The organism is Bradyrhizobium sp. USDA 372, from assembly GCF_053629095.1.
The window spans coordinates 6261609-6280390 of sequence record NZ_JBRJHR010000001.1 but is presented as its reverse complement, the minus strand read 5'-3'; the positions used below and the strand labels follow the sequence as shown (position 1 = coordinate 6280390).

The following is an 18782-nucleotide window of genomic DNA, read 5'->3' as shown; positions in this document are numbered from 1 at the left end:
CGCCGTTCCGCGCCCCGCCACGCCGGAGGCGGAACTGCCCGCCTCGCATCGGCCGTCCACGATTTCTGGCACCAAGCGGCCGCACGGTGGGAGTAACAAGTGTGGCGGGATTGACATGGAGTCGCTGATCACGGCCGCTGCGCGCGCGCTCGAAGCCGGCGATCCGCTCGGCGCCTTGAACCGCGTCGCGCTGCGCAACGACGCGCCGTCGCTGGCGCTGCGCGGCATCGCGATGGCGCAGCTCGGCGATCTCGCCAAGGCCAAGTCGCTGCTGCGCACCGCCGCGCGCGCCTTCGGTCCGCGCGAGGCTGTGGCGCGTGCAAGATGCGTGGTAGCCGAAGCCGAGATCGCGCTGGTCTCGCGCGATCTGAACTGGCCGGTGAAGACGCTCGCGGCGGCACGGGCGACGCTGGAAAAGCACGGCGATCTCGTCAATGCCGCCCATGCAGGCCATATCGAGGCGCGCCGCCTGCTTCTGGTCGGGCGCCTCGACGAGGCCGAGCGCACGCTCGCCGAAGTCCGCCCTGCGATGCTCCCGCCCGCGTCCCAAGTCGTCCGCGAGCTCGTGCTCGCCGGCATCGCCATCAGGCGGCTCAGAACGAAAGACGCGCGCACGGCGCTCAGCCGCGCAGCTCGCGCGGCGCGCCTTGCCAGCATCCCTGCGCTCCTGGCCGAGGTCGACAGCGCGAACCTGATCCTCGACACGCCGGCAGCGCGCCTGATCGCGCGCGGCAGCGAACATCCGTTGTTGCTCGGAGAGGTCGAACGGCTGGCGACCTCGACGGCGCTCGTCGTGGATACCTTCCATCACGTCGTGCGCAGGCAAGGCGTCGTCGTCTCGCTCGGAACGCGCCCCGTGCTGTTCGCGCTGGCGCGCCTTTTGGCGCAGGCATGGCCTGCAGATGTCTCGCGAGAGATGCTGATCTCGGGCGCCTTTCAAGCCAGGCACGCCGACGAATCGCACCGCGCGCGCTTGCGCGTCGAGATCGGACGGCTCCGCACCCAGCTCGCGCCGCTGGCCGACATCAGCGCGACGAAGCAGGGCTTCATGCTGGCGCCGCGGAAGACGCGCGACGTCCTCGTGCTGGCGCGGCCCGCTGAGGAGAAGCACGCCGCTGTCCTCGCCTTTCTCGCCGACGGCGAGCCCTGGTCGAGCTCGGCGCTCGCACTTGCGCTTCGCATCAGTCCGCGCACCGTGCAGCGCGCGCTCGAGGAGCTGGCGCGATCGGGCAAGGTGCAGTCGTTCGGACACGGGCGGGCACGCCGCTGGATGACGCCGCCCGTCCCGGGTTTCCCGACAGGCTTGTTACTCCCCACGCCGCTCCTGAAGACGTAGGATGAGCGTCAAGCACAGGGATCGCGCACATGAAACGTTCAGCCGCCGAGATCGTCACCGAGTATGGGCCTTTTCCAGGCGTCGAGGCCGTGCATGGCGTCACCTATGACGGCAAGCACGTCTGGTTCGCATCCGGCGACAAGTTGAACGCCGTCGATCCGGCCGACGGCAACATCGCGCGCTCCATCGACGTCGCCGCGCATGCGGGAACGGCGTTCGACGGCAGGCACCTGTTCCAGATCGCCGAGGACCGCATCCAGAAGATCGATGCGGCCTCGGGCAAGGTGCTCGGCACCATTCCGGCCCCCGGCGGCGGCGGCGATTCCGGCCTGGCCTGGGCCGAGGGCTCGCTCTGGGTCGGGCAATATCGCGAGCGCAAGATCCATCAGATCGATCCCGAGACGGGGAAGATCCTGCGCACCATCGAGAGCAAGCGCTTCGTCACCGGCGTGACCTGGGTCGACGGCGAGCTCTGGCACGGCACCTGGGAAGGCGAGGACAGCGACATCAGGCGGGTCGATCCTGAAACGGGCAAGGTGCTGGAGCAGCTCGACATGCCCGCCGGCACCATGGTCTCGGGCCTGGAGTCCGACGGCGGTGACCGCTTCTACTGCGGTGGCGGAGATCGCGGCAAAGTGAGAGCAGTCCGCCGTCCGCGGCGCGGTTAGGCGCGCAATACACGGCAACGGCTCGTTCAGACACGTTAACCCATTCGCCCCAATTCCACCCCACCGGTGCGCTCTAGCGCCCTCCTCGCCCGCCCTGTAGAATCCCTGCCCGGGCGGCTTGGGGGATTGATGCGTCTGACGTGGAATTTGAAGACTATCCTGATCGGCGTCGCGGCGCTCGCGGCGTCGTTCTTCATCAGCCTGAAGGCGATGGACTGGCTGTCGCCGCGCGCGACGAATTCGGCGCCGCCGGTCGCGCAGCTGCCGCCGCTGCCGCCGGCCTCGAAGAGCTCCATCGTGATCGCGCCGGTCGCTATCGCACTGTCGGCGATCCGCGAGCAGGCCGAGAAGGCCGCGCCGCGCAATTTCGCCGGGAAGGCCGACAACCCGATCTCGCAGATCCTGGAGAATGCCGATATCGGCTGGACCGCGGTGCGCGGACCGATGGCGGCCACCGGCGACAAGGACGTGCTGACGATTTCGACGCCGCTCACCGGCAAGCTCAACGTGACCGGCTCGCTGTCGTCGAAGGCTACCGGCGCGCTCGGCGACGCGCTCGGCAGCGTGCTCGGCGGTGACGCCGCGAAGCGGATCGGCGCGGTCAACATCAAGAACCTGAACGCGAGCGCGGAGATCAAGGGCAACGTCGTCGTCACCTCGCGCCCGAAGCTCGCCGCCGCCTGGCATCTGGAGCCCAATCTCGGCGCCCAGGTCAATCTCGGCGACACCAACGTCAACGTCGCCGGCGCCAAGGTCAACGTGCCCGCGCAGGTGAAGCCGCTGATCGACAAGACCGTCGGCGAGCAGATCAACGCCGTCTCCGAGCGCATCCGCAACGATCCCAGCCTGCGCGAGAATGCCAAAGCGCAATGGATCAAGGCCTGCCGCTCGATCCCGCTGCAAGGATCCGGCGCCTCGGCAGCGCTGCCGCCGCTCTGGCTCGAGATGAAGCCGGTGCGCGCGATCGCGGCGCAGCCGCGCGTCGATGCGCAGGCCGTGACCTTGCTGCTCGGCCTCGAAGCCGAGACACGCGTGACCTCGACCCCGACCAAGCCCGATTGTCCGTTCCCCGACAAGATCTCGATCGTGCCGCCGACCGGCACCGGCGTGAACATCGGTGTGCCGATCGACGTGCCCTTCACCGAGATCAACAAGCTGATCGCGGCCCAGATGGTCGGCCGCACCTATCCCGAGGACGGCTCCGGCCCGGTCGACGTCACCGTCAAGAGTGCCAACGTCATCCCCTCGGGCGACCGGCTGCTGATCTCGCTTCTGGTGCGCGCCAAGGAAAAGAAGAGCTGGTTCGGCCTCGGCGCCGAGGCGAATGTGCACATCTGGGGCCGGCCGGTGCTCGACCAGGCGCAGCAGACGCTGCGGCTCACCGACATCCAGCTCGCCGTGGAATCCGAGGCTGCCTTCGGCCTCCTGGGTGCCGCCGCCCGCGCGGTGGTGCCGCAGATGCAGCAGGCGCTGCTGCAGAAGGCAACCCTCGATCTGAAGCCGATCGCTGCCAACGCCCGCGAGAAGATCGCGGCCGCGATCGCCGATTACCAGAAGAGCGAGGACGGCCTCAAGGTCGAGGCCAAGATCGACAGCCTGACACTCGCCGACATCGCCTTCGATTCCAAGACGCTGCGCGTGGTCGCCGAAGCCGGCGGAGCGCTGAACGTATTCGTGACGAAGCTGTCGGGGATGTAGCGCGTCCCTGCTCGTCGCAGGGCCGTCGCATTTGACTTGTTGCAGCGGCCTGCGCGCACGCCTCGTCCTTCGAGACGGCGCTTACGCGCCTCCTCAGGATGAGGCTATTCGACGTCAGTGCCCTCTGGAACTGCAGCCACGCCCTCCATCCTCATCCTGAGGAGCCCGCCCAAGGCGGGCGTCTCGAAGGATGGCCGCAGGGAAAGCTTTCATAAGCGATCGTCCCGCCACTCACCGGACCCTCACAATTCCTCGTCGCTTGCGCCGCTGGCATTCTCGCTGCAGGATGCTAATCTCGCACGGCATTGTAGGGGACAAGGCGAGGACAACATGGAAGCCGGCATGGTCACGCCTGCGCCGGCGTTGGTGCGCTTTTCAGGCATTCAGAAGACCTATGATGGCGAGCATCTCGTGGTGAAGAACCTCGACCTCGACATCAGGAAGGGCGAGTTCATCACCCTGCTCGGCCCGTCGGGATCGGGCAAGACGACGACGCTGATGATGCTGGCGGGCTTCGAGGTGCCGACCCATGGCGAGATCTACCTCAGCGAGCGGCCGATCAAGAACGTGCCGCCGCACAGGCGCGACATCGGCATGGTGTTCCAGAACTACGCGCTGTTTCCGCACCTGACGATCGCGGAAAACATCGCCTTCCCGCTATCGGTTCGCAAGTCGAGCAAGGCGGAAACGCAAGAGCGCGTCAGCGCGGCGCTGCGCATGATCAAGATGGAAACTTTTGCGCACCGGCGGCCCGGGCAATTGTCCGGCGGTCAGCAGCAGCGCGTGGCGTTGGCCCGCGCGCTGGTGTTCAATCCGCAGCTCGTGCTGATGGACGAGCCCCTGGGCGCACTGGACAAGCGCCTGCGGGAACAGATGCAGCTGGAGATCAAGCAGCTGCACGAGACGATGGGCATCACGATCGTCTATGTCACCCACGACCAGAGCGAAGCGCTCACCATGTCGGACCGCATCGCCGTCTTCAACGACGGCATCGTGCAGCAGATCGACCGGCCCGACGCGCTGTACGAGCATCCCGTGAACAGCTTCGTCGCCCACTTCATCGGCGAGAACAATGTGCTGGCGGGCACCGTGGAAAGCGTCGAAAGGAACTATTGCCGCGTCGCGCTGGCCGGTGGCGGCACTGTCGCCGCACGGGCGGTCAACGTCTCGGGCGCGGGCGCATCGACCTCGCTGTCGGTGCGGCCGGAGCGTGTCGCAATCGTCCCGGATGGCAGCTCCAGCGACGCACCGAACCGCCTGCCGGCGACGGTCCAGAACACCATCTATCTCGGGGACCACGCGCTGGCCGTGCTGGATGTCGCCGGCAACGCCGAGTTCATGGTCAAGCTTCCGCCTGGAGCGCATCACAGCTTGAGACCTGGCGAAGGCGTGTTCATCACCTTCCGCCCGGAGGACTGCCTCGCCCTCGATCCGGTCTGATCTGCCGGCGGCGGAGCTGAAACAATCAATGTCAACGCAACCCACATGAAGAAGGAACGAAGACCATGCAGAAGCGCAAGATTGCTCTGGGTTTCGCCGCGGCACTGAGCGCCAGTGCTGCGCTGGCCACGATCGCGGAGGCACGCGACCTCACAATCGTCTCGTGGGGCGGCGCGTATCAGGAGGCGCAAAAGAAGGTCTATTTCGAACCGTTCAAGAAGGCATCCGGCGTTGCGATGAACGACGAATCCTGGGACGGCGGCGTCGGCGTGTTGCGCGCCAAGGTGCAGGGAGGCGCCGCCACCTGGGACGTCGTCCAGGTCGAGAGCGACGAGCTCGCGGTCGGCTGCGAGGAAGGCCTGTTCGAGAAGCTGGACTATTCCAAGATCGGCGGCGAGGCCGCCTATATCCCGCCGGCGGTCAATCCTTGCGGCGTCGGCGCCATCATCTACGATTTCGTCCTCGGCTACGACAAGGACAAGCTGAAGGAGGCCCCGAACGGCTGGGCCGACTTCTTCGACACCAAGAAGATTCCGGGCAAGCGCGCCCTGCGTCAGGGCCCGAAGACCACGCTGGAGATCGCCCTCATGGCCGACGGCGTCGCGCCGAAGGACGTCTACAAGGTGCTGGCGACCGACGAAGGCATCGAGCGCGCCTTCAAGAAGCTCGACAGCATCAAGGGCGACCTCGTCTGGTGGAAGGCCGGCGCGCAGCCGCCGCAATTGCTCGCCTCCGGCGAGGTGGCGATGACCTCGGTCTACAATGGCCGCATCGACACCGCGAACAAGAACGACAAGAAGAACTTTGGCATGGTGTGGGACGGTGCGCTGTTCACCATCGACAGCTGGGTCATCCTGAAGGGCAGCCCGAACAAGGACGCGGCCTACAAGTATTTGGATTTCGTCGGCAAGGCGGAGAACCAGTCCAAGCTATCGGAGAACATTGCTTACGGGACTTCGAACAAGGACGCCGCCGGCCGGCTCCCGCCCGCCGTTCTGAAGGACCTGCCGACAGCGCCCGACAACATCAAGAACGCGGTCGAGATCAACGTCGCCTTCTGGCTCGAGAACATCGACCGCCTGACCGAGCGCTTCAACAAGTGGGCCGCGAAATAGCGCGCGACAGTACCGGCGTGCGGCACAGGCGGAGGGAAGAATGTCGCGAAGAGCTCGCCCGCGGCGCATCCTTCGAGACGCCCGCCTGCGGCGGGCCCTCAGGATGAGGGCGGGATTTGTGGCGGCGACTTTGCAGGCACCCATGTCGATGAGCCTCATCCTGAGGAGACCGCGAAGCGGTCGTCTCGAAGGACGAGGCGCTTGCTCAGGCCTCTCGTCAACGAGGCTCACGCCATGACAACCACGTCCCTGCCCGGCGCCAATGCGCAGGCCGAGGTGCCGCTCAAACGCCGATTGAGGCGCGCTGAGCGGACACGCCAGGTCAAGGCGTTGGCGCTGGTCCTGCCGCTCCTGCTGTTTCTGCTCTTCACCTTTGCAGGTCCCATCGCGGGCATGTTGTGGCGCTCGGTCGAGGACTGGGAGGTGCGTCAGGTCCTGCCGCAAACGACAGTTGCTCTCGCCAGCTGGGACGGCAAGGACCTGCCGGATGAAAAGGCCTACGCGGCGCTGGCAAGCGACATCCTGGCGGCGCGTGAGGCCGGCACCGTCGCGATTGCGGCCAAGCGGCTCAACTACGCGCTCAACGGCTTCCGCACGATCCTGACCAGCACGGGACGCAATCTGAAGGCGGTGCCTGAGCCCGGCATGGCCAGGGAGACGCTGGGCAAGATCAACCCCGCCTGGCGCGAACGCGCCACCTGGACCACGATCAAGGACGCGAGCGGCCCAACCACCGGCTTCTACCTGCTCGCCGCGCTCGACCTGACGCGAAACGCGGACGGCGCAATCGTCGCCGCAGCACCGGATCAAGCCATCTACCGCGATATTTTCGTCCGCACCTTTCTCATCAGCCTCGGTGTCACGGCGATCTGCCTGATCCTCGGCTTCCCGGTCGCTTACCTCCTGGCGACGCTGCCGCCGGGCCGGTCGAACCTGTTGATGATCTTCGTGCTGCTGCCGTTCTGGACGTCACTCCTGGTTCGCACCTGCGCCTGGATCGTCCTGCTGCAGAGCAAGGGCGTCGTCAACGACAGCCTGCACTGGCTCGGCGTCATCGACGCGCCGCTGCGCCTGATCTACAACCGCTTCGGCGTCTGCGTCGCCATGACCCACGTTCTGCTGCCGTTCATGATCCTGCCGCTGTACAGCAGCATGAAGGCGATCTCGCCTGCTTACATGCGTGCCGCCGCCTCGCTCGGAGCGCCGCCCCTCACCGCCTTCCTGCGGATCTATTTGCCGCAGACCCTGCCCGGCATCGGCGCGGGAAGCCTGCTCGTCTTCATCCTGGCGCTCGGCTACTACATCACGCCCGCCCTCGTCGGCGGCGCCGCCGATCAGATGATCAGCTACTTCATCGCCCTGTACACCACCGAGACGGCCAATTGGGGCCTTGCTTCGGCGCTAGGCGCGGTGCTGCTGCTGGCCACCGTTCTGCTCGCTCTCGTCTACGGCAAGCTGGTGCAGGGCCAGCAGGTCACGGGAGGGATGAAGAATTGAGCGACAATTCCTCCTTGCGCACGCCCAGCCAGCGCATCGCGTGGACCGCAACCATCGTTGTCTCCACCCTGGTGTTCATCTTCCTGATCGCGCCGATCCTTGCGATCATGCCGCTGTCCTTCAGTTCTAGCTCGTACCTCACCTATCCGCTGCCGGGCCTTTCCTTGCGCTGGTACGACGACTTCATCAATTCGCCGCGCTGGATGAACTCGCTCAAGAACAGCATGATCATCGGCGTCGCATCGACGCTTTTGTCCATGGTGCTCGGCACGCTGGCCGCGCTGGGGCTGGCGCAGTGGAAGAGCCGGTTCAAGCCGCTCGTGCTGGCCTTCGTGCTGTCGCCGGTGGTCGTGCCCGGGGTCATCACCGCGGTCGGCCTGTACTTCTTCTTCGCACCGATTGGCCTTACCGGCAGCTATCTCGGACTGATCCTGGCCCACACCGCGCTGGCGACACCCTTCGTGGTGATCACGGTCGGTGCGACGCTGCAGAGCTTCGACACCAATCTGGCACGCGCCGCCGCCTCGCTCGGCGCCTCGCCGCTCGAAGCGTTCCGGCGCGTGATCCTGCCGCTGATCCTGCCGGGTCTGGCCTCAGGCGCGCTGTTCGCGTTCGCGACCAGCTTCGACGAGGTGGTGATCGTGCTGTTCATGGCAGGTCCCGAGCAGCGCACCCTGCCGCGCGAGATGTTCAGCGGCATCCGCGAGAACATCAGCCCCACCATCACCGCAGCGGCGGTGATTTTGACGACAATCTCGGTCATCCTCCTCGCCACCCTGGAAGCCCTGCGCCGGCGCAACGAACGGCTCAAGGGCAGCGGGGGCTGATTGCCGGCACAATTTCCGTCATTGCGAGCGCAGCGACTTGTCCGCCGAAGCCTCGGCGAAGGCGGAAGCAATCCAGAAATGCATCCGCGGAGATAGCTCTGGATTGCTTCGTCGCAACAGCTCCTCGCAATGACGCGGGCGGACGAAGACACGACAGCGCGCCCGGTGAAAACCAGGCGCGCTTCGTTCAGGCCGTTACGCGAACCGCATTACTCCGCGTACTTGAACTGCGGCATGTTCTTCAGCTCGTCCTTGCTGGCATTGAACACGGCGTGGTCCGGATACCATTTCGACGCGGACGACGTCGCCGCGGGCGCCGCGGGCCTGTCGGTGCCGGTCGCAGCGCCGGTCGTCGTCCCGGCGGGCTTGGCGCCGGTGTTCGCGCCGGTGCCGGTATAGGCGACGGGCTCGTTGACGAACTTCAGCTTCTCGTAGGGCACGGCCACCAGATGCTCGCCCATGCCGAGGAAGCCGCCGACGCCGATCACGGCGATCTTGATGTCACCGTTCTTGTCCATCAGCAGGTCGTTGATCGTGCCGATGTTCTCGTTGGCCTCGTTGTAGACCTTCAGGCCGTCCATCTTCGAGGTGCGCCACTGGCCGGAAGCCGTCGTGGTCGTTGCGGTGGCCGCAGGGGCCGCCTTGTCGGTGGTGGCGGGCGGCGTTTGCGCGAACGCGACGGTCGCGAGCAGGGCGGTACCGGCGAGGCCGGTGACGATCGATTTCATCATGTTGTCCTCTCCTTGCGAAAACCTTGTGCGGAGAAAACAGCTCTGATCACGCGCAGTTCCGTGCGCGCCGCAATTTCGTCGCGCAATGCGCGAACTGTTCCTACTGTTCCTGCGTGACTCCGGAACATTTTGCGATGCACTGTTCCTGCCGACGATGCGCGCAAGCAGGAGATGCTGGAGCCGTTCGTGCGCGGCGACGAGGCGCGCACCATGGACGAGTCCACCGGCTTCGGGCTCGGCCTGTCGATCGCGCGCGCGATCGCACTCGCCCATGGCGGCGAGCTGTCGCTGCACGACCGCAAGCCGCATGGCCTGATCGTACGGATGCAATTGCCGGTCTCGCAGGCGCCGCGCCTTGCCGCGTGATCAAGCCGCGAGCGGCGGGTGCTCGATGGCCTCGTGCGGGAAGATCGCCACCGCCTCGAAGCGATAATTGCAGGCGCGGCAGGTCCAGAGATAGGAGACGCGGCCTTCGCCTGGCTCGATCCAGTCAGGGAACGGGATCGGTGTGCCACATTGTGCACAAGGGTTCTGCTTGGGGATGTCGTCGATGTCTACAGGGGTCATGGACGTTCTCCCGAGTGCTGGTCTTGAGTGACGATTGTTGGGCGAATGCGCGAATGGACAGACCCGCTGTCGCGTAAGGCGCTCCACCAACTCGGAGCTTAACCCAGGTTTAAGTCGTAAACGCGACGAGCCGGCGAAAATCGCAGCTGGTGACATTTCGCCACATCATCGCCGTGTTCCCACGGCCTAACGCGCTGGGGTGCGGGTCCGTTCTGCCGAGGAATATTTCGATGAAAATCTTACGTGTTGTCGCGCTGCTCGCGGCCGGATTGACGTTGCCGCAGGCAGCTTTCGCCGGCGAAGCCGAATATGCCGAGATGGTTGCCGCCCATGCCCGCGCCAACGGCGTGCCGGAGGCGCTGGTGCATCGCGTCATCATGCGCGAAAGCCGCTATCAGCCGCACCTCGTCGGCCGCGGCGGCACCATCGGGCTGATGCAGATCAAGCTCGCGACCGCGCGCGGGGTCGGCTACACCGGCGATGCCGCGGGCCTGCGCGATCCCAACACCAACCTCACCTATGCCGTGAAGTACCTCGCCGGCGCCTACCGCGCCGCCAACGGCGATCACGCGCGAGCCGTGCGTTATTTCGCGGGCGGCTATTACTACGCTGCAAAGCGCCAGCGGCAGGAGGCCGTGCAGGTCGCCAATGCGGGCGAGACCATGGGCCAGGGCACTATGGGTCAGCCCTGGCTCGAGCCGAACGGCAATCCGCAGCCGATGTTCGCCGCGCCAACGCACAGAAAGCTCGCCCAGCGTGTCCGCAACGCGCGGGCGCAGGCGCTCAAGTAAGCTCTCGTGTCCCGGACGCGCTGCAGCCTAGGCGATGCGAAGCATCGTCCGGTAACGCTGCTGCGCAGAGCCGGGACCCAGCACCCTCCGCAAAATGGGCCCCGGCTCAGCAGCGCACCACTGCGAGATGCGCTGCGTCCGGGGCACGGTCGGGTTCCGAGCCAACACGCGTTGACCACCCCGCCCCGCTGGCATACATTGGCACCGTTCCGAGGGGTGCTCCGAGGAGGAGCTGAGATACCGCTAAATGGGCAATACGGCCCAGGACCGCGGTGACCCTTTGAACCTGATCCGGGTCATGCCGGCGAAGGGACAGGGATGTTGCAGACCACCAAGCGACCGGACTCACCGGTATCCATCATCGGCGCAGGCATCGCAGGCGCCTGGCAGGCGCTGCTGTTCGCCCAGGCCGGCCACGCCGTCACCCTGCACGAGCGCGGTGACGAGGCGATGACGGATGCCACCAGCCATTGGGCCGGCGGCATGCTCGCCCCCTATTGCGAGGCCGAGGTCGCCGAACCCATCATCAGCCGCCTCGGCTTGCGCTCGCTCGATCTCTGGCGGCGCGAGCTGCCGGACACGCCGTTCAACGGCTCGCTGGTCGTTGCCCACCCGCGCGAGCGTAACGATTTCGAGCGGTTTGCGCGCATGACCGAAGGCCACCAGCGGCTCGATGCCGCCGGCCTTGCCGCGCTCGAGCCGTCGCTGGAGGGCCGTTTCCGCGACGCGCTGTTCTTTCCGAATGAAGGCCATGTCGAGCCGCGCCGCGTACTGCCCAGGCTGCACGCGCGCATCGTTGCCGCCGGCGGCACCATCAAGTTCTGCAGCGACGTCAGCGCTGCCGAGCTGGACGGCATCGTGATCGACTGCCGCGGCCTTGCCGCGCGCGACGAGGAGCCGGAGCTTCGCGGCGTCAAGGGCGAGATGATCCTGATCGAGACGGACGAAGTGCAGCTGGCGCGCCCGGTGCGGCTGATCCATCCGCGCTGGCCGCTCTACGTGATCCCGCGCGAGAACGGCCTGTTCATGCTGGGCGCGACCTCGATCGAGGCGGAAGACACCGGCGTCAGCGTCCGCTCCGCGTTGGAGCTTTTGGGCGCGGCCTATACGGTGCATCCGGCGTTCGGCGAAGCCCGCATCCTCGAATTCGGCTCGGGGCTTCGGCCCGCTTTTCCCGACAATTTGCCGCGCATCGGCATTCGCGATCGCAGGATCAGCGTCAACGGCCTCTATCGCCACGGCTTCCTGATCGCCCCCGCGCTCGCCGAGCTGACGCTCGCCTATGTCGAGCGCGGCCAGATCGACAACGAGGTGATGCAATGCGCGTGATCGTCCAATGCTTGTGATCATAAACGGCGAACAGCGCGAGGTCAGCGCGGCCAGCGTCGACGCGCTGCTCGCCGAGCTCGACTACGAAGGCAGCCATTTCGCCATCGCGCTCAATTACGACGTCGTGCCGAAAAGCCGCTGGGCCGAGACGCGCCTGAAGGCCGGCGACGAGATCGAGATCATCACGCCGCGGCAGGGAGGGTGAGGTGATGATTGCGCGCGCCTTCTATCTGTCGCCCGTTCAGGGTTCTTCCCGTCATTGCGAGGAGCGCAGCGACGAAGCAATCCAGAGTGTCTCCGCGGATGAATTTCTGGATTGCTTCGCTTCGCTCGCAATGACGGCGGAGAGAGCGTCAATCGAGGAAACACCGACATGGTGACCTTCTACGGCAAAACCTTCGCCTCCCGCCTCCTGATCGGCAGCGCGCTCTATCCCTCGCCTGCGATCATGCAAGGCGCGATCCGCGCCTCCGGGTCAAACATCGTCACGGTGTCGCTGCGGCGCGAATCCGCCGGCGGCAAGACCGGGGACGCGTTCTGGAAGCTGATCCGCGAGCTCGACGTCACCGTGCTGCCGAACACCGCGGGCTGCCGCACCGTGCGCGAGGCCGTGACGACGGCAAAGCTCGCGCGCGAATTGTTCGCTACCTCCTGGATCAAGCTCGAGGTCATCGCCGACAACGACACGCTGCAGCCCGACGTCGTCGGCCTGGTCGAAGCCGCCGGCATCCTGATCAAGGACGGCTTTGAGGTGTTCCCCTATTGCACGGAGGATCTCTCGGTCGCGAGCCGCCTCGTCGATGCCGGCTGCAAGGTGGTGATGCCGTGGGCCGCGCCGATCGGCAGCGCGAAAGGCATCACCAACCGCGATGCGCTGAAGCTGCTGCGCGAGCGGCTGCCCGACATCACGCTGGTGGTCGACGCGGGCCTCGGCGCGCCCTCCCACGCCGCGCAGGCGCTGGAGCTCGGCTATGACGCCGTGCTGCTCAACACCGCCATCGCCAAAGCCGCCGATCCCGTCGCGATGGCGAACGCCTTCCGCCTCGGCTGTGAGGCCGGCCGCACCGCTTACGAGGCCGGGCTGATGAACGCCCGCGACTTCGCCTCGCCCTCCACCCCTGTCGTTGGGACCCCGTTCTGGCATGCCGTATCCTGATCGCTTCTATCCCGTCGTCGACAGCTTGGCTTGGGTCGAACGCCTGACCAAGCTCGGCGTCGGCACCATCCAGCTGCGCGCCAAAGAGCTGAACGACGCCGACGCGCTGCAGATCGTCAGCGACGCGCTCGCCATCACGAAGGACACGCAGGCCAAGCTGGTGGTGAACGATTATTGGCGCGCCGCGATCGTTGCGGGTGCAAAATATCTGCATCTCGGCCAGGAGGATCTGGCGGAAGCCGACCTCAACGCGATCCGCGAGGCCGGCCTCTCCCTCGGCATCTCCACCCATGACGATTCCGAGCTTGAAACCGCGCTCAAAGCCAAGCCGGACTACGTCGCGCTCGGCCCGATCTTCTTCACCACGCTCAAATCCATGCGCTTCGAGCCGCAGGGCATTCCGAAGATCACCGAATGGAAGCAGCGCATCGGCACCATCCCGCTGGTCGCCATCGGCGGCATCAAGTTCGAGCACTCCGCGGAGATTTTTGCGGCGGGCGCGGACTCAATCGCGGTCGTGTCTGACGTCACCCAGAACCCCGACCCCGACGCCCGCGTGCGGCAATGGCTCGACGGTTCGAAGGAGGCGGCATGATGCAGGTCCCGCCCTCACCACGCGTCATTGCGAGGAGCCCTTGCGACGAAGCAATCCAGACCGTCTCCGCGGACGCATTTCTGGATTGCTTCGCTGCGCTCGCAATGACGGAGCAAGAATTCACCGCCGTCGCTCCAACGCACGCACACCAGAATTAACCGGAGGATCCCATGAACATCCGCTCCAACCCCGACAAAACCGTCCCCGCCGTCACCACCGGCCCCCTGCCCTCCTCGCGCAAGATCTTCGCGACCCCCGACGCCGCGCCTGATATCCGCGTGCCCTTGCGCGAGATCATCCTGTCCGAAGGCGCGGGCGAGCCGAACCTGCCGGTCTACGACACCTCGGGCCCCTACACCGACCCCAGCGTCACCATCGACGTCAACGCGGGCCTAGCCCGCAATCGCAAGCAATGGGTGCTGGAGCGCGGCGGCGTCGAGGAATATGAGGGCCGGCAGATCAAGCCGGAGGACAATGGCAGCGTCTCCACCGACAAGGCCGCGCGCGCCTTCTCGGCCTATCACAAGCCGCTGCGCGGCCTCGACGGACACAAGATCACGCAGCTCGAATTCGCCCGTGCCGGCATCATCACCAAGGAGATGATCTACGTCGCCGCCCGCGAAAACCTTGGCCGGAAGGCACAGCTCGAGCGCGCGGAAACGGCCCTCGCCGACGGCGAGAGCTTCGGCGCATCGGTGCCGGCCTTCATCACGCCGGAGTTCGTGCGCGACGAGATCGCGCGCGGCCGCGCCATCATCCCCTCCAACATCAACCACTCAGAGCTCGAGCCGATGATCATCGGCCGCAACTTCCTCACCAAGATCAACGCCAATATCGGCAACTCCGCCGTGACGTCGTCGGTCGAGGAGGAGGTCGAGAAGATGGTGTGGGCGATCCGCTGGGGCGCCGACACCGTGATGGACCTCTCCACGGGGCGCAACATCCACACCACGCGCGAGTGGATCCTGCGCAACTCGCCAGTGCCGATCGGCACCGTTCCCATTTATCAGGCGCTGGAGAAGTGCAACGGCGATCCCGTCAAGCTGACCTGGGAGCTCTACAAGGACACGCTCATCGAGCAGTGCGAGCAGGGCGTCGACTATTTCACCATCCACGCCGGCGTGCGCCTGCAATACATCCACCTCACCGCCAGCCGCGTCACCGGCATCGTCTCCCGCGGCGGCTCGATCATGGCGAAGTGGTGCCTGGCGCATCACAAGGAGAGCTTCCTCTACACGCATTTCGACGAGATCTGCGACCTCATGCGCAAGTATGACGTCTCGTTCTCGCTCGGCGACGGCCTGCGTCCCGGCTCGATCGCGGACGCGAATGACCGCGCACAATTTGCCGAGTTGGAGACGCTCGGCGAACTGACGAAGATCGCGTGGGACAAGGGCTGCCAGGTCATGATCGAAGGCCCCGGCCACGTGCCGATGCACAAGATCAAGATCAACATGGACAAGCAGCTCAAGGAGTGCGGCGAAGCGCCGTTCTACACGCTTGGACCGCTGACCACCGACATCGCGCCGGGCTACGACCACATCACGTCGGGCATCGGTGCCGCCATGATCGGCTGGTTCGGCTGCGCCATGCTCTGCTACGTCACGCCGAAGGAGCATCTCGGCCTGCCCGACCGCAACGACGTCAAGACCGGCGTCATCACCTACAAGATCGCCGCCCACGCCGCCGACCTCGCCAAGGGCCACCCCGCCGCGCAACTGCGCGACGACGCCCTCTCCCGCGCCCGGTTCGAATTCCGCTGGACCGACCAGTTCAACCTCGGCCTCGATCCGGATACCGCGAAGAACTTCCACGACGAGACCCTGCCGAAGGAAGCCCACAAGGTCGCCCATTTCTGCTCGATGTGCGGCCCGAAATTCTGCTCGATGAAGATCACGCAGGACGTGCGGGACTATGCGGCGACGCTGAACGATCCGAACTCGGTGGGGATGTCGATGCAGGGCACGGCCGAAGACGGCATGGCCAAGATGAGCGCGAAGTTCAAGGAGATGGGCGAGAGCTTGTATCTGGATGCGGAAAAGGTGAAGGAGAGCAATCGGGTGTTGTGAGGCACCGAGACCCTTTCAACAAGACATGGCGGTCCCGTATGACGGGAGCGCCATGTCTTCAACTCTTGCAAATCCCGGGCAGCTTAGTTCGGACCACGCGATGAATGAAGCTGAGCTCAACGCCTATGGCCAAATGGCGCTAGCGCTTGCGCGTCATGCGGATGGTTGGGCTAAGGGTTGGGACTTCAAATTTCCGGGTATTACCGAGCCCGTCTATCACCACTTGTCGGATTCGACATTTGAAAGTGTGGCCAACTGCCTCTGGAAGCTGAAGGTATTTAGGGCTCTCGATGAGAAGAACGGAGGCGCGGCCAATTTTGTTATCGATTGCGAATTAGAAGATGTTTTCCGCACTGCGATTGCCAATTACCATATCGGCCCCACTTTCGAGGAGGTGCTGTATACGCTGATCTATTTGTTTGGCGATTATGGCACGCAATACTGGGGATTTTCGACGCGCCGGGATCTTGCGTTCGGGAAAGACGGACGATTGGCATCGGTGCTCGATGCGTTGGTTCCACTCGGCTACGCAGAAAGAACCGAAGCCGGGTATGTCTGGACCGAACGCGTTGCACCGATCATGCGCGAAGCAGGTTATGAAGGTGAATGGCCGGTTGGCTAGCTACCTTGAGGTGCGCCGCACCAGCGCAGACCCAGGATGAGTAGAACTGATTTGTCCGGCGCTCTTCCCCACCGCCTCCTCGATCAGCTCCGTCCCAATCTTCGCCTCGTCTTCGTCGGCACCGCCGCCTCGACGCGCTCGGCTGAGCTCGGGCACTATTACGCCCATCCCGGCAATCGCTTCTGGCGCGCGCTGCATGAAGCCGGGATCACGCCGCGGCGCTATCAGCCAAGCGATTTTGCGTCGCTGATCGAGCTCGGGATCGGCTTCACCGATCTCTGCAAGACGGGCGCGGGGATGGATCACCAGATCGCGGCGGAGACGATCGACGTGCCGGGCTTCAGGGCGAAGATGGACAAGTACCGGCCGCGGACGATTGCGTTCACGAGCAAGAAGGCGGCGAGCTTGTTTTACGGCAGGCCGTCAGCTGCGATTGCGCTGGGGCGGCAGGTGCGGGATGAGAGTTTGCCGGAGATATTTGTATTGCCGTCGCCGTCGGGGGCGGCGTCGGGGCATTGGACGATCGAGCCGTGGCGGGAGTTGGCTAGGTGGATTGCTGCGTAGGCTGGGTTGGCGCAGCGTAACCCACCTCTTCTGTCGCCGCCGATGCAGACGTGGTGGGTTACGCCTTCGGCTAACCCACCCTACGAGAGCGCGCCACACCCACAGACCTCATCCTGAGGAGACCGCGCAGCGGTCGTCTCGAAGGATCGCCGCGGGCGAGATGAGGGCCTTCATGGTTCGAAACGGTGCTTCGCGCCTCCTCGCCACGAGGATCCAGCTTCGTAGGGTGGGCAAAGGCGCGGCAGCGCCGTGCCCACGAATTCTTCGCGAGTCCCGGCGTTGCGTGGGCACGGCGCGAAGAGCGCCTTTGCCCACCCTACGGTACCGTCCCCCTCACCCCGCATACGCCTTGTCCAGATCCGCGATCACGAGCTTCCGCATCCCCATCATTGCCTGCATCACGCGGTTGGCTTTGGTGCGGTCGGGGTCGCCGAGATAGCGGCCGAGCGCCGTCGGGATGACCTGCCAGGACAGGCCGAATTTGTCCTTGAGCCAGCCGCACCTCGATTCCTCACCGCCGTCGGCGGTGAGACGGCTCCAGAAATAATCGACCTCGCCTTGCGTCTCGACGCTGATGAAGAACGACACCGCCTCGTTGAAGCGGTATTGCGGCCCGCCATTGAGCGCGTGGAAGCGCTGGCCCTCCAGCTCGAACACCGCCATGAAGTCGCTGACGGTCTCGACCCTGGCGTTGGGAAACACCGATTTGTAGAACGCGACGGCCTCGGGGACGTTGTTGTCGAACCAGAGAAACGGCGTGATCGAGGTCATGAACTTGTATCCTTTCGGCTGGAGCTGGACGCTCGGCAGGGCGCCGCTGTCCCAAGGACGAGCGAGCGGGCGGCATTCCGACAGGGGAGCCCCACTTTTTTCCGCCCCCGCAGGTGTCGTCCCGGCCTAGTGCGCAATTGCGCACGGGCGCCGGGACCCATAACCACAGGCCTAATTGTCGGAATCCCGACCGCCGGTTCGTCCTCTGAACACAGCACGCAACACCCGGAGCCCCCCATGCCCACCATCACCGCCTTCGAAAACTCGCCCGACCGTGGCCGCGGGCACGCGCGCGACATGCGGGTGCGCTGGGCATTCGAGGAGGTCGGCCAGCCCTACGACGTTCGCCTCGTCTCGTTCGCCGCGATGAAAGAGCCGGCGCATCGCGCGCTGCATCCGTTCGGCCAGATCCCGACCTATGAGGACGGCGACCTCGCCCTGTTCGAGTCCGGCGCGATCGTGCTCCACATCGCCGAACGCCATGACGGCTTGCTGCCGAAGGATGCGAATGCGCGCGCCCGCGCCATCGCATGGATGTTCGCTGCGCTGAGCACGGTGGAGCCGCCGATCGTCGAGCTCAGCATGGCCATGATGTTCGAACGCGACCGCAGCTGGTACGCCGAGCGCCTGCCGGGCTTGCAGGAGCACGTGCGCATCAGGCTCGGCGAATTGTCCCGCCGCCTCGGCAAGGCCGACTGGCTCGACGGCGCCTTCAGCGCCGGCGATCTCATGATGGTGACGGTGCTGCGGCGATTGAACTCGTCAGGCCTGCTCGACGAATACCCCGACATTGCCGCCTATGTCGCGCGCGGCGAGGCGCGCCCGGCGTTCCGGCGGGCGTTCGACGCGCAACTGGCGGTGTTCAACGCGGCGTCGCGTTCGTAATTCGTAGGGTGGGTTAGACGCGCGGCTGCGCGAAGCGCGGGCCGTGCGGCGTAACCCACCGCTTCTGTTTCGGCGGATACGAAGGTGGTGGGTTACGCCTTGCACCTTCGCGCGTTGAACG

At 65.5% G+C, this 18782-nt stretch carries 20 protein-coding genes, 1 pseudogene and 1 riboswitch; of the genes and pseudogenes, 18 read left to right on the top strand and 3 right to left on the bottom strand.

Annotation, left to right across the window (positions count from 1 at the left end):
* Positions 1-115: 115 nt before the first annotated feature.
* The 7 genes from AB7M16_RS29350 (at position 116) to AB7M16_RS29320 (ending at position 8581) form a co-directional block, all read left to right on the top strand.
* The gene (locus AB7M16_RS29350) at positions 116-1336 is read left to right on the top strand and encodes a helix-turn-helix domain-containing protein (RefSeq protein WP_453945931.1); all 1221 of its coding nucleotides are present in this window, start codon (positions 116-118) and stop codon (positions 1334-1336) included.
* 29 nt (positions 1337-1365) lie between these two features.
* On the top strand, positions 1366-2004 hold the full coding sequence (locus tag AB7M16_RS29345; protein ID WP_453945929.1) for a Vgb family protein: 639 nt from the start codon (positions 1366-1368) through the stop codon (positions 2002-2004).
* A gap of 129 nt (positions 2005-2133) precedes the next feature.
* The gene (locus tag AB7M16_RS29340; RefSeq protein ID WP_453945927.1) at positions 2134-3702 is read left to right on the top strand and encodes a DUF4403 family protein; all 1569 of its coding nucleotides are present in this window, start codon (positions 2134-2136) and stop codon (positions 3700-3702) included.
* Positions 3703-4032: 330 nt separating this feature from the next.
* Entirely contained in the window at positions 4033-5142 is a 1110-nt protein-coding gene (locus tag AB7M16_RS29335; RefSeq protein ID WP_453945926.1) for an ABC transporter ATP-binding protein, read from the top strand.
* Positions 5143-5207: 65 nt separating this feature from the next.
* Positions 5208-6257 (top strand): ABC transporter substrate-binding protein, encoded by a 1050-nt coding sequence (locus AB7M16_RS29330; RefSeq protein WP_453945924.1) that lies wholly within the window; start codon positions 5208-5210, stop codon positions 6255-6257.
* 234 nt (positions 6258-6491) lie between these two features.
* Positions 6492-7754: an ABC transporter permease gene (locus tag AB7M16_RS29325; protein ID WP_453945922.1), complete on the top strand. Its 1263-nt coding sequence runs from the start codon at positions 6492-6494 to the stop codon at positions 7752-7754.
* Positions 7751-8581, top strand: a complete 831-nt coding sequence (locus tag AB7M16_RS29320; RefSeq protein ID WP_453945921.1) for an ABC transporter permease — start codon at positions 7751-7753, stop codon at positions 8579-8581. Before AB7M16_RS29325 ends, AB7M16_RS29320 begins: the two co-directional genes overlap by 4 nt.
* Before the next feature lie 209 nt (positions 8582-8790).
* Here AB7M16_RS29320 and AB7M16_RS29315 read toward each other — a convergent pair whose 3' ends face one another.
* Positions 8791-9312, bottom strand: coding sequence for a PRC-barrel domain-containing protein (locus AB7M16_RS29315; RefSeq protein ID WP_172787198.1), 522 nt, complete (start codon positions 9310-9312; stop codon positions 8791-8793).
* Positions 9313-9465: 153 nt separating this feature from the next.
* On the opposite strand from AB7M16_RS29315, the pseudogene AB7M16_RS29310 reads away from it, so the two are divergent.
* Positions 9466-9678 (top strand): annotated as a pseudogene (locus tag AB7M16_RS29310) (ATP-binding protein); the annotation flags it as partial.
* On the opposite strand, the gene AB7M16_RS29305 reads toward AB7M16_RS29310, so the two are convergent.
* The gene (locus tag AB7M16_RS29305) at positions 9679-9879 is read right to left on the bottom strand and encodes a hypothetical protein (protein ID WP_172787194.1); all 201 of its coding nucleotides are present in this window, start codon (positions 9877-9879) and stop codon (positions 9679-9681) included.
* A 230-nt stretch (positions 9880-10109) separates the two neighbouring features.
* Here AB7M16_RS29305 and AB7M16_RS29300 point away from each other — a divergent pair, with 230 nt between their 5' ends.
* The 9 genes from AB7M16_RS29300 to AB7M16_RS29260 all read left to right on the top strand — a co-directional run bounded on the left by AB7M16_RS29300 (position 10110) and on the right by AB7M16_RS29260 (position 17005).
* Positions 10110-10670: a lytic transglycosylase domain-containing protein gene (locus AB7M16_RS29300; RefSeq protein WP_212254570.1), complete on the top strand. Its 561-nt coding sequence runs from the start codon at positions 10110-10112 to the stop codon at positions 10668-10670.
* A 202-nt stretch (positions 10671-10872) separates the two neighbouring features.
* A riboswitch (TPP riboswitch) is annotated at positions 10873-11001 on the top strand.
* Positions 10989-11999, top strand: coding sequence for an FAD-dependent oxidoreductase (locus AB7M16_RS29295; protein ID WP_453945918.1), 1011 nt, complete (start codon positions 10989-10991; stop codon positions 11997-11999). Its footprint overlaps the riboswitch before it by 13 nt.
* Positions 12000-12006: 7 nt before the next feature.
* Positions 12007-12204, top strand: a complete 198-nt coding sequence (gene thiS, locus AB7M16_RS29290) for a sulfur carrier protein ThiS (RefSeq protein WP_172787191.1) — start codon at positions 12007-12009, stop codon at positions 12202-12204.
* 4 nt (positions 12205-12208) lie between these two features.
* Positions 12209-12379 carry a hypothetical protein gene (locus tag AB7M16_RS29285; protein WP_453945916.1) on the top strand — a complete coding sequence of 57 codons (171 nt, stop codon included), beginning with the start codon at positions 12209-12211 and terminating at the stop codon, positions 12377-12379.
* Positions 12373-13155, top strand: a complete 783-nt coding sequence (locus tag AB7M16_RS29280; RefSeq protein WP_212254568.1) for a thiazole synthase — start codon at positions 12373-12375, stop codon at positions 13153-13155. The genes AB7M16_RS29285 and AB7M16_RS29280 overlap by 7 nt, the downstream gene beginning before the upstream one ends.
* On the top strand, positions 13142-13750 hold the full coding sequence (locus tag AB7M16_RS29275) for a thiamine phosphate synthase (protein ID WP_453945914.1): 609 nt from the start codon (positions 13142-13144) through the stop codon (positions 13748-13750). The genes AB7M16_RS29280 and AB7M16_RS29275 overlap by 14 nt, the downstream gene beginning before the upstream one ends.
* Positions 13751-13920: 170 nt before the next feature.
* On the top strand, positions 13921-15819 hold the full coding sequence (gene thiC, locus AB7M16_RS29270; RefSeq protein WP_453945912.1) for a phosphomethylpyrimidine synthase ThiC: 1899 nt from the start codon (positions 13921-13923) through the stop codon (positions 15817-15819).
* A 100-nt stretch (positions 15820-15919) separates the two neighbouring features.
* Positions 15920-16441 (top strand): hypothetical protein, encoded by a 522-nt coding sequence (locus tag AB7M16_RS29265; RefSeq protein WP_439401118.1) that lies wholly within the window; start codon positions 15920-15922, stop codon positions 16439-16441.
* A gap of 36 nt (positions 16442-16477) precedes the next feature.
* Positions 16478-17005 carry a mismatch-specific DNA-glycosylase gene (locus tag AB7M16_RS29260; protein WP_453945910.1) on the top strand — a complete coding sequence of 176 codons (528 nt, stop codon included), beginning with the start codon at positions 16478-16480 and terminating at the stop codon, positions 17003-17005.
* Between the two features lie 333 nt (positions 17006-17338).
* Here the strand turns inward: AB7M16_RS29260 and AB7M16_RS29255 are convergent, their stop codons facing one another.
* Positions 17339-17776: a VOC family protein gene (locus tag AB7M16_RS29255; RefSeq protein WP_212254562.1), complete on the bottom strand. Its 438-nt coding sequence runs from the start codon at positions 17774-17776 to the stop codon at positions 17339-17341.
* A gap of 237 nt (positions 17777-18013) precedes the next feature.
* Here AB7M16_RS29255 and AB7M16_RS29250 point away from each other — a divergent pair, with 237 nt between their 5' ends.
* Positions 18014-18661: a glutathione S-transferase family protein gene (locus tag AB7M16_RS29250; RefSeq protein ID WP_453945908.1), complete on the top strand. Its 648-nt coding sequence runs from the start codon at positions 18014-18016 to the stop codon at positions 18659-18661.
* The last annotated feature ends 121 nt before the right edge of the window (positions 18662-18782 follow it).